General features: G+C 37.6%; 14 protein-coding genes. 10 read left to right on the top strand and 4 right to left on the bottom strand.

Annotated features, from left to right (window positions below; all coding sequences use genetic code 11):
• Positions 1–99 precede the first annotated feature (99 nt).
• Positions 100–657: a peptide deformylase gene (gene def, locus BM000_RS02745; RefSeq protein ID WP_091494568.1), complete on the bottom strand. Its 558-nt coding sequence runs from the start codon at positions 655–657 to the stop codon at positions 100–102.
• Between the two features lie 354 nt (positions 658–1011).
• On the opposite strand from def, the gene BM000_RS02740 reads away from it, so the two are divergent.
• The 6 genes from BM000_RS02740 to BM000_RS02715 all read left to right on the top strand — a co-directional run bounded on the left by BM000_RS02740 (position 1012) and on the right by BM000_RS02715 (position 8235).
• Positions 1012–1662, top strand: a complete 651-nt coding sequence (locus BM000_RS02740) for a YkyA family protein (protein WP_091494566.1) — start codon at positions 1012–1014, stop codon at positions 1660–1662.
• Between the two features lie 495 nt (positions 1663–2157).
• Positions 2158–3240, top strand: a complete 1083-nt coding sequence (gene pdhA, locus BM000_RS02735; protein ID WP_091494565.1) for a pyruvate dehydrogenase (acetyl-transferring) E1 component subunit alpha — start codon at positions 2158–2160, stop codon at positions 3238–3240.
• Positions 3241–3243: 3 nt separating this feature from the next.
• Complete coding sequence (locus BM000_RS02730) at positions 3244–4221, top strand: alpha-ketoacid dehydrogenase subunit beta (protein ID WP_091494563.1); 978 nt, start codon at positions 3244–3246, stop codon at positions 4219–4221.
• 32 nt (positions 4222–4253) lie between these two features.
• A complete protein-coding gene (locus BM000_RS02725; RefSeq protein WP_091494561.1) occupies positions 4254–5837 on the top strand; it encodes a dihydrolipoyllysine-residue acetyltransferase in 1584 nt (527 codons plus the stop codon).
• A 6-nt stretch (positions 5838–5843) separates the two neighbouring features.
• The gene (lpdA, locus tag BM000_RS02720; protein ID WP_091494559.1) at positions 5844–7253 is read left to right on the top strand and encodes a dihydrolipoyl dehydrogenase; all 1410 of its coding nucleotides are present in this window, start codon (positions 5844–5846) and stop codon (positions 7251–7253) included.
• 118 nt (positions 7254–7371) lie between these two features.
• A complete protein-coding gene (locus tag BM000_RS02715) occupies positions 7372–8235 on the top strand; it encodes a polysaccharide deacetylase family protein (RefSeq protein WP_091494557.1) in 864 nt (287 codons plus the stop codon).
• Between the two features lie 506 nt (positions 8236–8741).
• Here BM000_RS02715 and BM000_RS02710 read toward each other — a convergent pair.
• Positions 8742–10208 (bottom strand): aminotransferase class I/II-fold pyridoxal phosphate-dependent enzyme, encoded by a 1467-nt coding sequence (locus tag BM000_RS02710; RefSeq protein ID WP_091494555.1) that lies wholly within the window; start codon positions 10206–10208, stop codon positions 8742–8744.
• Between the two features lie 126 nt (positions 10209–10334).
• Here BM000_RS02710 and BM000_RS02705 point away from each other — a divergent pair, with 126 nt between their 5' ends.
• Positions 10335–10613 carry a UPF0223 family protein gene (locus BM000_RS02705; RefSeq protein ID WP_091494553.1) on the top strand — a complete coding sequence of 93 codons (279 nt, stop codon included), beginning with the start codon at positions 10335–10337 and terminating at the stop codon, positions 10611–10613.
• 48 nt (positions 10614–10661) lie between these two features.
• On the opposite strand, the gene BM000_RS02700 is transcribed toward BM000_RS02705, so the two are convergent.
• Entirely contained in the window at positions 10662–11216 is a 555-nt protein-coding gene (locus BM000_RS02700) for a YktB family protein (RefSeq protein WP_245751566.1), read from the bottom strand.
• Positions 11217–11405: 189 nt separating this feature from the next.
• Here BM000_RS02700 and BM000_RS02695 point away from each other — a divergent pair, with 189 nt between their 5' ends.
• On the top strand, positions 11406–12212 hold the full coding sequence (locus tag BM000_RS02695; protein WP_091494550.1) for an inositol monophosphatase family protein: 807 nt from the start codon (positions 11406–11408) through the stop codon (positions 12210–12212).
• 30 nt (positions 12213–12242) lie between these two features.
• Here BM000_RS02695 and BM000_RS02690 read toward each other — a convergent pair whose 3' ends face one another.
• Complete coding sequence (locus BM000_RS02690; protein ID WP_091494548.1) at positions 12243–12449, bottom strand: YlaI family protein; 207 nt, start codon at positions 12447–12449, stop codon at positions 12243–12245.
• Between the two features lie 148 nt (positions 12450–12597).
• Between BM000_RS02690 and BM000_RS02685 the strand changes: the two genes are divergently transcribed.
• Positions 12598–12852, top strand: a complete 255-nt coding sequence (locus tag BM000_RS02685; RefSeq protein ID WP_091494546.1) for a hypothetical protein — start codon at positions 12598–12600, stop codon at positions 12850–12852.
• A 126-nt stretch (positions 12853–12978) separates the two neighbouring features.
• Complete coding sequence (locus BM000_RS02680) at positions 12979–13260, top strand: Fpa/YlaN family protein (RefSeq protein WP_091494544.1); 282 nt, start codon at positions 12979–12981, stop codon at positions 13258–13260.
• Positions 13261–13365: the final 105 nt, after the last annotated feature.

Below are 13365 nucleotides of genomic sequence, written 5' to 3'. Positions count from 1 at the left end.
AACAGAAAGATACTAATTTCCCAATCAATTCTTTATTAATTAGTATTTTTCACTGAAAGAATCAATGTTATACACCAGGGTTACCAACTTCACAAATCTCTAATCAACATCGCAAGCTTTTGCATGTTCGGGGATAAGAAATGGCTCCTGTTTATTAATGCGATCATAGAACATGACGCCGTTTAAATGATCAATTTCATGTTGGAAGACAATGGCTGCATATCCCCTTAATCTCAATTTCACATGCTCACCCGCTAAATTAATCGCTGATACCGTGATACGAGCATACCTTGGAACATACCCAGCCACTTCACGGTCAACTGAAAGGCAGCCTTCACCAGATGATAAATAAGTGAACTCGACAGAGTGACTAACTATTTTTGGGTTAAAGTAGCCGTCGCTATACAATTGGTTATTAAAATCTTCAAAATGAACTGCAATCATCCGCTTTGAAAGACCTATTTGAGGTGCTGCTAAACCAACACCTGCTCTAAGCTCATATTCTTCAGCAATTTTCTCATCTTGGCTATTTTTTATAAACTGAATCATCTTCTTTAATGTTTCTATATCCTGCTCTGTGGGTGGAATTGAAACATCCTTAGCAGAATGATTAAGAATGGGATGTCCCTCCCGAACAATATCCTTCATAGTAATCAATGCTATGCACTCCTTTATCGATAAATAGCTTAGTCATATATGCTAACCTCGCCGAGGGATATTTGGAACTTTGCTGTTACATAGTGTAACACAATTCTGATTAAAAAGGGATATAATTCACTAGGATAGAAATATGAACCATTTAATTCACGGTGGAAGCTCTTTTTAACGTTATCTGGTTTTTAAAAAAGTGGTATTAACATAGGTAGTGCTTATTAGGTTTATCTGAGAAGCAATCAGGGAAATTGTAATACGATAGCGAAATCTGAAAAAATTTATGCAACGTGGCTATCTTATGTTATACTATTTTTACTATATGAAAAGTAGTATGGGAGAGAGAATGGAGGCAGGAAAGTGCGTGTTAAATGGTTAGGTCTTTTTTTATTAAGTAGTCTTTTATTGGTTGCTTGTTCTGGAGAATCTACACAGGAGCAAATATATGAGCATATGGAGGAATCTGTTCAATTAGAGGCGGATTTTGTCGCTCAACAACAACCATTAAATGAACTTGAACAAGAAGAACAAGAGATTTATGAGCAAATTACTGAGCTTGGTATGGAAGATTTCGATGAAATTGTTTCTTTAGCACAGCAAGCTATTGAATCCATTGAAAGTCGAAAAGCGTTAACAGAGAATGAATTGGATAGCATTCAAGCCTCTAAAGACGAATTTGACCAGATTGAAGAGCTAATAAGTGACTTGGAGGATGAATCACTAGTGGCATTAACTAATAACTTGGTTGATTTAATGGAAGAGCGTTATCAAGCTTTTGTTACATTAAATGAAGTCTATGTTGCTTCATTAGAATATGATCAAGAACTATATGAATTGCTGATGCAAGATGATTTACAAGAAGAAGCGTATACTGAACAGGTAAACCTTATTAATGACCAATATCAACTCATTCAAGAAGCAAATACTTCATTTAATGATGCGACGGATGCATTTAATGAACAAAAACGTGAATTTTATGATCAGTCTGATTTAAATATTACTTATGAATAAAAAAGAAAAGCAAACCTAGATTTGACTAACAGATGTATAGTTGAATTTAGGTTTTTTATATACCTTTTAAAAGAAAAGTGTTGCTTACACTTAGGGAAGTGGAAAGGCTTAAAAGGTTGTTCACTATCAATTAGGAAAGTTTATTACAGCAGGACATTAATAGTACACAACGATTTTGTCATTGATACAGTTAACTGCCAGAAAGTGAAACAGTTCACAAAAAAGAGTTATTAAACAAAAAAGTTTAATAATTATTGAAGATTATTCATGCAAAGTGATTGACCGTTTTAAAATGATGTTATAAACTAATAGCAGATGATAAATTGTACTAATCATTTCATAAACTTTTTGTATAACAGTTTGTATTTCTTTTTGGTTATTAGGTTAAAAAAAGTTTTGAAAGGGTATCGTAAGCTTAGGTGCAATTTATGCTAAGTATATTTTTTAAAAAAGCACAATAAAAAAGCTGGATAAGGAAAGGAAGAGGTGATTTTTTTGAAACGTACAAATGAAAAAATTGCAGAGCAATTCAAAACGTTTCAAATTCTGGATGAAGAAGGTAAGGTTGTTAATGAAGAAGCTATGCCTAAACTTTCAGATGATGAATTGAAAGAATTAATGACAAGAATGGTTTACACAAGAATTTTAGATCAACGTTCAATCGCTTTAAACCGCCAAGGACGTTTAGGTTTCTATGCGCCAACAGCAGGACAAGAGGCTTCTCAGTTAGGTTCTCAATTTGCATTAGAGAAAGAAGATTTTATCTTGCCTGGATACCGTGATGTGCCACAGTTAATCTGGCATGGTCTACCATTATATAAAGCATTTCTATTTTCAAGAGGACATTACATTGGGAACCAATTCCCTGACGGTGTTAATGCTTTAAGTCCACAAATTATTATTGGCGCCCAGTATGTTCAAACTGCTGGTGTGGCAATGGGAATGCAAAAGCGTGGGCAAAAATCCGTAGCAATTACTTATACTGGAGATGGTGGTACCTCTCAAGGGGACTTCTATGAAGGAATGAACTTTGCGGGTGCATTTAACTCACCTGCCATCTTTATTGTACAAAACAACCGTTTTGCGATTTCAACACCTGTTGAAAAGCAAACAGCAGCAGATACTTTAGCACAAAAAGCCGTTGCAGCAGGTATTGAAGGTGTTCAAGTTGATGGTATGGATGTTCTTGCTGTTTACACAGTAACAAAAGAGGCACGTGAACGTGCTGTAAATGGCGAAGGACCAACATTAATTGAAATGCTAACCTACCGTTATGGTCCTCATACAATGGCTGGTGATGATCCAACTCGTTACCGTTCTGAAGAGTTAGATAATGAGTGGGAAAAGAAAGATCCACTTGTTCGCTTCCGTAAATTCCTTGAGGAAAAAGGAATTTGGTCTGAGGATGAAGAAAACGCAGTTATTGAACGAGCTAAAGATGAAATTAAAGCAGCTATTAAAGAAGCTGATAATACACCGAAACAAAAGGTTACTGATTTAATAGGGAATATGTATGAAACACTTCCAGCAAACCTTAACGAGCAAATGGAAGAATATAAAGCAAAGGAGTCGAAGTAAATCATGGCTCAAATGACGATGATTCAAGCAATTACTGATGCACTACGAGTAGAATTAAAAAATGATGAGAATGTTCTCGTTTTTGGTGAAGATGTTGGTCAAAATGGTGGGGTTTTCCGTGCGACAGAAGGCTTACAAGCTGAATTTGGCGAAGACCGCGTTTTTGACACACCTCTAGCTGAGTCTGGTATTGGTGGTTTAGCAATTGGTTTAGCTACACAAGGTTTTCGTCCAGTTCCAGAAATCCAATTTTTTGGTTTTGTTTATGAGGTTATGGATTCTATCAGCGGTCAAATGGCACGGATGCGCTATCGTTCTGGTAACACCATGAATGCTCCGATTACTATTCGCTCACCGTTTGGTGGCGGTGTGCATACTCCTGAAATGCATGCTGATTCTTTAGAAGGTTTAATGGCACAACAGCCTGGATTAAAGGTAGTTATCCCGTCTAATCCATATGATGCTAAAGGTTTATTAATCTCTTCTATTAGAGATAATGATCCGGTTATCTTTTTAGAGCACATGAAATTATATCGTTCATTCCGAGATGAGGTGCCTGAGGAAGCATATGAAGTTGAATTAGGCAAAGCAAAAGTTACGCGTGAAGGAACAGATGTAACATTAATAGCTTATGGAGCTATGGTTCAAGCTTCTGTTAAAGCAGCAGAAGAGTTGGAGAAGAATGGTGTAAGCGCAGAAGTTATTGACTTACGTACAGTTGCTCCACTAGATATTGATACAATTGTTGAATCTGTTAAAAAGACCGGCCGTGTTGTGGTTGTGCAGGAAGCACAGCGTGTTGCTGGTATTGCGGCGCAAATTGTTGCAGAAATACAAGAGCGTGCTATTTTACATTTAGAAGCTCCTGTTTTACGTGTGACTGCTCCTGATACAGTTTATGCATTTACACAAGCAGAAGAGGTTTGGTTACCAAACCATAACGATATCGTCGAAAAAGTAAATGACGTAATTAACTATTAAGAGGATTAAATTATCCAGGGAGGTTAGCAATAATGGCGTTTGAATTTAAATTGCCTGATATCGGTGAAGGTATTCACGAAGGCGAAATCGTAAAATGGTTTGTCAAAGCAGGCGAAGAAATTAACGAAGATGATGTACTATGTGAAGTTCAAAATGATAAAGCAGTTGTAGAAATCCCATCACCAGTAAGTGGTACAGTGAAAGAGGTTCATTTTGATGAGGGGTCAGTAGCAACTGTAGGTGAGACAATCATTTCGATTGATGCAGAAGGCTACGAAGATGATGCTAGCTCAGAAGCGAATGAGAGCTTAAGCGCTGAGTCTGAGGCTAATAGTGGTCAAGGCGTCTTTGAATTTAAATTACCTGACATTGGTGAAGGTATTCATGAAGGTGAAATCGTCAAGTGGTTTGTCAAAGCAGGCGAAGAGATTAATGAAGATGATGTATTATGCGAAGTTCAAAATGATAAAGCAGTGGTGGAAATCCCATCACCAGTAAGTGGTACAGTGAAAGAGGTTCACTTTGATGAGGGAGCAGTAGCGACTGTTGGTGAAACGATTATTTCAATTTTTGCAGAAGGTTATGAGTCTGAAGAAGTAAGTGAGGCACCGAAAGCAGAAGCAAAATCAGAGCAGGCAACCGCTACTAAGTCTGAAGAAAGCTCAAACAGTAATGCGAGAGTTATTGCAATGCCTTCAGTACGGAAGTTTGCTCGTGATAATAGTGTGACTATTGCCGATGTTAAAGGTTCTGGAAAGAATGGCCGAATTTTAAAATCAGACGTAGAGGCATTTTTAAGTGGTGATCAGAGAGTAGAACAAGCTGAACCAGCTAAAGCAACTGAAGCTCAGTCTACCTCAAAAGAGACTAAGGAAGCGAAGCAAGCAACTAAACCAGCAGCTACAAGTAGTGATCTTGTAGAGACGCGTGAAAAAATGTCTGGTATTCGTAAAGCAATTGCAAATGCAATGGTTAATTCTAAGCACAAAGCACCTCATGTGACTTTACATGACGAAATTGATGTAACTGAATTAGTAGCGCACCGTAAGAAATTTAAAGCCATCGCAGCCGAAAAAGATATTAAATTAACATATTTACCGTATGTTGTTAAGGCGTTAGTATCAGCACTAAAGCAATTCCCAATTATTAATGCTTCAATCGACGATGAAACTGATGAGATTGTTTATAAGCACTATTATAATATCGGTATTGCAGCTGACACTGACAAAGGTCTTTTTGTCCCGGTTGTTAAAGATGCGGACAAAAAATCAATATTTGATATTTCTAAAGAAATTAATGAACTTGCTAAAAAAGCTCATGATGGTAAGCTTTCTGCTGACGATATGAAAGGTGCTTCAAGCACAATTTCAAACATTGGTTCTGCGGGTGGTCAATGGTTTACACCTGTTATTAACTACCCTGAAGCGGCTATTCTAGGTATTGGGCGTATTGCAGAGAAACCAGTTGTCAAAGATGGTGAGATTGTTGTAGCACCAGTGTTAACACTTTCATTAAGCTTTGATCACCGTATTGTTGATGGTGCAACTGCTCAATATGCTCTAAACCAAGTGAAACGTTTATTAAACGATCCACAATTAATTATGATGGAGGCGTAATCGAATATGGTTGTAGGAGATTTTCCAATTGAATTAGATACTCTTGTTGTCGGTGCAGGACCAGGTGGCTATGTAGCTGCCATCCGCGCTGCTCAAACAGGTCAAAAAGTAACAATTGTAGACAAAGGTGCATTAGGGGGAGTTTGCTTAAATGTAGGCTGTATCCCTTCAAAAGCTCTTATTCAGGCAGGTCATCGCTTTGAAGAAGCACATGGTTCTGATGTAATGGGCATAAAAGCAGAAAACGTTACAGTTGATTTCAGTAAGGTGCAAGAGTGGAAGTCAAGTGTTGTTCATAAGCTTACCTCTGGTGTTGAGGGCTTATTAAAAGGGAATAAAGTTGATATTGTAAGTGGTGAAGTGTATTTTGTTGATAAAAATACAGTACGTGTTATGGATGATAAAAGCTCACAAACTTATACATTCAACAACTGTATTATTGCGACAGGATCGACACCAATTGAGATTCCTTCATTTAAGTATTCTGACCGTATTCTTGACTCAACAGGCGCTTTAAATCTTAAAGAAATTCCGAAAAAGCTTATTGTTATTGGTGGCGGTTATGTAGGAACTGAATTAGGTACCTCATATGCTAATTTCGGTACAGAAGTAACGATTCTTGAAGGTATGGATGATATCCTTGGCGGTTTCGAAAAGGATATGTCTTCGATTGTTAAGCGTCATTTGAAAAAGAAGAATGTTAAGATTGTCACGAATGCCATGGCAAAGAGCTCAGAAGTCACTGATACTGGTGTAAAGGTTACGTATGAAGCTAAAGGTAAAGAAGAAACAATTGAAGCTGATTATGTTCTTGTAACAGTAGGACGTTATCCTAACACAGGCGAAATTGGTTTAGAACAAGTTGGTATTGACATGACTGATCGCGGCTTAGTTAAAATTGACGAGCAATGTCGCACAAGTGTTGATAATATTTATGCAATTGGTGATATTGTTGCTGGTCCTCCGTTAGCTCACAAAGCTTCGTATGAAGGCAAGATCGCAGCTGAAGCAATTGCTGGTGAGAAATCAATTATTGATTACAATGGTATTCCTGCTGTTGTGTTCTCTGATCCAGAGCTAGCGACTGTTGGCTACACAGAAGCAGAAGCGAAGGAAGCGGGCTATGATGTGACATCTTCTAAATTCCCATTTGCAGCTAATGGACGTGCATTATCATTAAATAGTGGTGATGGCTTTGTGAGATTAGTTACACGCAAAGAGGATGGCCTAGTATTAGGCGCGCAAATCGCTGGTGCTAATGCGAGTGATATGATCTCAGAATTAGGTTTAGCAATTGAAACAGGTATGACTGCTGAGGATCTTGCCCTTACAATTCATGCTCACCCGACTTTAGGTGAGATTACGATGGAAGCAGCAGAAGTAGCAATGGGAACACCAATTCACATTGTTAAATAACAATAAAACACCGGGAATTCTTTAGAATTCCGGTGTTTTTGTTTTATTTTGTTTAAATAATAAGGTAAGCTAATTATAGTAAGAAATTTAAATACAACAACTACAGGGAGTTTACATGATGGAATTAAAAGTAAAACAACTTATCCTTTTTTTCTTTGCAGCTCTTTTATTACTTGGTTGTGCTAGTAATGGAACAGATGAAGCACCAGAGTTGCCAAATGAAGAGCCAGATGATAGTGAAGAGGTTAGCCTAGCACCAGAGCTTGATGAAGATGATTCAATTGATAACGATGCTGAGGATGAAGAAATTGACTCCGCAGCTAATTTGGAAGAGGAATTTGAAATGAATTATGAAGTAAACCAAGTAACATGGACAGTCGAGCCTATTAATGAAGAGGTTACCGAGCAAGTAGTCCTGTTAACCATTGACGATGCGCCGGACAAACATGCTTTAGAAATGGCCCAAGTGTTAGCAGACCTAGATGCACCAGCAATTTTCTTTGTAAATGGTCATTTTCTACAAACGGAGGACCAGCGTCAAGTTTTAAAGCAAATCTTTGATTTGGGTTTTATGATCGGTAATCATACGTATTCACACCCGAACTTAAATGAACTGACAGAGGAAGAGCAGCGAAAAGAGATTGTGGAATTAAATAATCTTGTTGAAGATATTATTGGGGAGCGCCCTAAATTCTTCAGAGCGCCATTTGGTGTTAATACGGACTCTTCTAATCAAATAGTTGAGGAAGAAAATATGGTGAAAATGAACTGGACGCAAGGGCATGACTGGGAAGCTGAGTACCAAGACAAGGATGCGTTAGTCAATGCAACCCTTTCTGCACCAGAATTGCGAAATGGTGCTAACCTATTAATGCATGATCGAACTTGGACGTATGAAGCTCTCCCTGAAATAGTAGAGGGCTTGCGTGAGCAAGGTTATAAAATAATTAACCCGAAGCAAATTCAGACGTTAGCTAACTAACTTGTAACATTAAGTTATCATTTAATGTTTAAGGTGTGGAAAATGACCACGCTTCTATAACAACAAATAATGAATATAGAAGACTAGGAAAGTTTCACAAAGCTAAATTAATGATTTGATGGGTAATAAGTGTGGATCTTATGTTTGGCGGTTTAATTTCATTATTACTTTGGATGATGTTTAATCCGAAAAGTAGTTTAACAAACGGGGAGTTAGTGGATGTATATCAAATAGCATTGGTAAGATAATTTCCCAATATTAGATGGAAGCAAAAAAGAGCTGACTCGCATCCTGTGAGCCCGAGGCCGTGCACGCTTGTGCCCTTGGGTGTTAGCGGCTCTTTTTTGCTGGAGACATACAAACATTTGCGTAATCAACGCTATTTGATGAAAAAAAGTGTTAGGTTAATTGGGGGATATTCCAAAATGGAACTTCATAATTTGAAGTTCCATTTTGTATAAGTGATAGCACTATTAAACTTAAGCAGAGCGTTTTAACAAAAGACACTATTTAATAGCGTGCATTTCTTTAATGACGTGAATCTTCTCAAGTTTGTCATCTTCTAGACCTTGAACAGGAAGTCCGGCTTCAATGTTTTCTTTAATATAGGAAAGGCTATCTTCTGTAATGATCTCACCTGGAATAAAGATAGGGATACCTGGTGGGTAGATCATAATTGATTCTGCACTGATACGGCCAGCTGCTTCAGATAGGTCTATTTGCTCTGTTTCGGCATAAAAAGCTTCCCTTGGTGAGATGCTTAAAGCCGGTATAGGAGGAGTACTGACTTGAATAAGACGTTCTGTTGCTTGATCCTTAAAGGATAGAATTAATTGCTTCAATGCCTTCAATAAAAGCTCTATCTCCTGTTCACCATCCCCAGGCGTAACGATGCAAAGGATATTGTACATATCAGAAAGTTCTACTTCAATTTTAAATGTATCTCTTAACCACTGTTCGGCCTCATACCCTGTTATCCCAAGTTGCTTAACAGAAATAAGGATTTTAGTCGGATCAAAATCAAAGGTTGCTGATGTATCTAAAATTTCAGCACCTGGGCAATATAAGTAGTATAGCTCATTAATTCGTTCGCGTAGCTGCTCGGCACGTATAATCGTATCAGCTAACAATTTATTTCCTTGTGTTGCAAGTTGTTTTCTGGCGACATCAAGTGATGCGAGCAAGAGATAGGAGGTTGAAGTGGTCGTAAGCATTGAGAGCACGGTTTGCACGCGCTCTTTTGATATCAGCCCCTCTTTGCCATTTAATACTGAGCTTTGCGTCATGGATCCACCAAGTTTATGCACACTTGTCGCAGCGAGATCAGCTCCAGCCTGCATTGCTGACAAAGGAAGCTGATCGTGGAAATGGATGTGGACGCCGTGGGCCTCATCTACTAAAACTGGGATCTGATGATGGTGTGCAATTGCAACAATTTTCTTCAAATCAGCTGCAACCCCATAGTATGTTGGATTAATGACAAAGACAGCCTTGGCATCGGGATGCTCTTCAATAGCATGCTGAACAGAGTCTGGTGTAATGCCGTGAGCAATACCGAGTCTATTATCTAACTCAGGATGAACAAAGATAGGAACTGCCCCAGAAAAAATTAATGCTGACGTCACAGATTTATGAATATTGCGTGGTACAATAATCTTATCACCAGGTTGACAAACGCTTAATACCATTGCCATAATAGGACTACTTGTGCCTTGCACTGAAAAGAGAGTGAAATCAGCTCCAAAAGCTTTTGCAGCAAGCTGCTCAGCTTCCTTAATCATGCCGTTTGGGTGATGAAGATCATCTAATGGGCTAATATTAATTAGGTCGATTGCTAGCGCGTTTTTACCAATAAATTTTTTAAAAGTCTGTTCCATACCTTTTCCGCTTTTATGCCCTGGTATGTGAAAAGGAATGGGATTATTATTGACATGTTGTAGAAGGCCACTGAAGAGTGGTGTTTGATCTTGCATTGAACTAACCCCTTTAATAATATGATAACGTGATGAAGCAAAGAGCATTATAGCAAATTTTCTGCTAAATAGCTAGTTTATTTGCTAGGTAAACATTTAAGTATGACATGAAAGGAACGATACTAAATGAATTATAATTTTCCATTAGATGAGTCTTGGTCGACTAATGAAATTGTCAGTGTAGTTGAGTTTTTATCAATAATTGAGCAAGCCTATCACAAAGCAATTTCAGCACAAGAAATTATTAGTAAATACCGTAGATTTAAAGAGATTGTACCAAGTAAAGGTGAGGAAAAAGCAATTGGTCGACAATTTGAAAAAGAGACAGGCTGCTCACTTTATTTGACAGTGAAACAGGCTCAGCAAAATAGTAACCAAAAAATAATAATGAGTAAATACAGCTAATACTTGCACTACCCGCAACGTGCACGGGCAGTTTTATATATTGTCACATTACGCTAAGCTCTTTAAACTCAATTGATAGTAGGGAAGTAACGCGTTATACGCATCTTTAATAGTCGCTAGCAAATCCGCTTCAGAAAGTGTGCTTGCTTGTTCCTTGGAAAGTTGCTTTCCTATTAGAAACTCTGCTTTTTTAACGTCCTTAAAACGCTTGAGTTGCTCCTTTGTTAACTGGTTAACTGGAATAGCATCTTTCTTCATATGATCAAATGATATAACAAAGTCACTTGCTAATGCTTTAATTTGGTCAATATTAGCTAAAAAGGTGCGAGCTACATTAGCCTTTTGTGGCAGCTCATAAATAAAGGCTAGCCAAATAAAAAGGTGATCATCAAACAAGCCAACTTGAAAATGTGGGTGCTTTTTGTAGCCGCGTTTATTGTTGGCTATTGCTAACCAAGTGTCGTTCGGAGGATTAACAGATCGTCTAGCATGTTTAGCGATATGGAGAAACATCTCGTTGCCCAGTTGTGTAGCTAGGTAATCAGTTAGCTCCGTTCCGATCACTTTAAATTTTGGTTGAATTGTCTCTTGAATGGCTGTCATTCTGGATTCTAGTCCTTCTATTTTAAAAACAGCAAAATCATCTTTGTTAAAGCCAGTTACCACTTGTCATCAGCCTCTCTTTATTTATCATCATTCATTTTAACATATTCAAAATAAGAAATATAATGGGATGCATATTTCGTCGTATTTTGCTAAACTTATGGTAAGAAAAAGAGAGGATGGAGCAATATGCAAGATTTCAAGCAGGAGGACGTATATCAGCAAGCAAAAGCATGGGTTAAGCAGGCTGGTGTGCTGATCCGGGAATCCATTAATCAGCCAAGAGAGGTTGACACTAAAGCTGATGAAAACGACCTTGTTACAGAGATGGATCGTAAGATAGAGAAGTTCTTTACTGATCATATTAGAGCTACTTATCCTAATGACCGTATACTATCGGAAGAAGGATATGGTGATGATGTGCGTGATTTAAAAGGAACTGTCTGGATTATTGATCCAATTGATGGCACAATGAACTTTGTCCATCAAAAGCAGATGTTTTCAATTTCCCTTGCTGTATATTGTGCTGGCAGTGGAGAAATTGGTTTTGTCTACGATGTAATGGCAGATATCCTATATCATGCCAAAAAAGGACAGGGGGCATTTAAGAATGAACAACAGCTTGATATGCTCAAACCTGAAAAGATACTTACGCAATCTTTATTAATGGTTAACACCATTTGGTGTACAAAGAATTCTCGGATAAATGATGAAAAAATAAGAGCGCTTGTCCAAACAGTAAGAGGTGTAAGAACTTATGGTTCGGCAGCTTTAGAATTTGCCTATTTAGCTGAAGGAATTGTTGACTGTTACATATCAGTTAAGTTGCATCCATGGGATTTAGCAGCTGGTTGTATCTTGTACAACGAAGTGGGCGGTAAGACGCTTCAGATGACCGGAGATGCACTTACTATGGTTAATCAAGAACCGATTATTGCAGCGCACCCAAGTATAATTAAGCAGGTTATTGATGAGTACTTAGAGTTAAAGAACTAAAATTTTTAAATAAAAAAGAAAGACGATTCCTTACTGGATGTATGGATCGTCTTCCTTTTTTTCCTGAAATAACTTAAAAGCGCCGGTTTCGTGTCGCTTCTTTGTATTTTTACCAATTCGATCTGTACAAGCTTGGCACAAGTATAAATGTTTTCTTCGATTACGTAATCGTTTAGCAAGCGGTGAATCATAATCAATTTGATCCACACAGTCACAAATCGGACATTTTACATCCATGTTTCTTCACCTCAAATTAACAGAAATCATGCTAGATTGTCTCTATTTTATCATAAAAAAATTTGATTTCATATACAAAGCGGGATTGTTTGGGATTTAATAAATCAGGGAAGACTTTTTATATAATAATAATTGCGAGGTGTTTATGATGAAAAAAGTATTATGGGTTAGCGGAATTGTCGTTGGATCTTCGGTTGTTACTTATCTTACGCTTAATAAACAGCAAAGAAATACGATGACAAATTGGGTAACAACAGCTAAAAAGAAAATGAAGTTAAAGCATAGGCAGGGATTTCCGATTGAGCAGGCAGGTGATCCGATCGGTGATCACTTAGAGAATGCTAATATGGTTAGCGAAGGATCACAGTATGGTGTAAATTACTACAATGAAATCAAACAATAGTTTGTTTTACTAAACTTATATAATGTAACCGTAATTATGGTCCCCTTAGCCTGAAATAACTTGCATTTTAAAATGAATAGCTTTAATATTAATAAGAAGAAGGATCATTTGTGGAGGGGGATTTAGATGATGCAAGAAGCCGTTGTAACAAATGCAAATGAGGCCTATGCCCTTCTTAAGGCTGACGCAGATAAAATTTTAAAGCTTATTCAAGTGCAAATGGATAATTTAACAATGCCTCAATGCCCTTTATATGAAGAGGTTTTAGATACACAAATGTTCGGTTTGTCGAGGGAAATTGATTTTGCGGTCCGATTACACCTAATTGGTGAAGCTGAAGGTAAGGCCTTGTTAGATAATTTAGAAAAGCAATTACATGTGCTTCACGAAAAGGCACAAAATGAATAAATAGCTAATGGACTAGCTCAATGCTAACTAAATTAATAGAGAAACACAGCATCTAAACGGATGCTGTGTTTTGTTTTAGTCCAAACATTATTGCAGATTCACTGC

Origin of the sequence: Amphibacillus marinus (assembly GCF_900110345.1) — a bacterium.
Lineage (GTDB): Bacteria > Bacillota > Bacilli > Bacillales > Amphibacillaceae > Amphibacillus_D > Amphibacillus_D marinus.
Note: the sequence above shows the minus strand (reverse complement) of the source record. Positions and strands in the feature narration are given on the sequence as shown.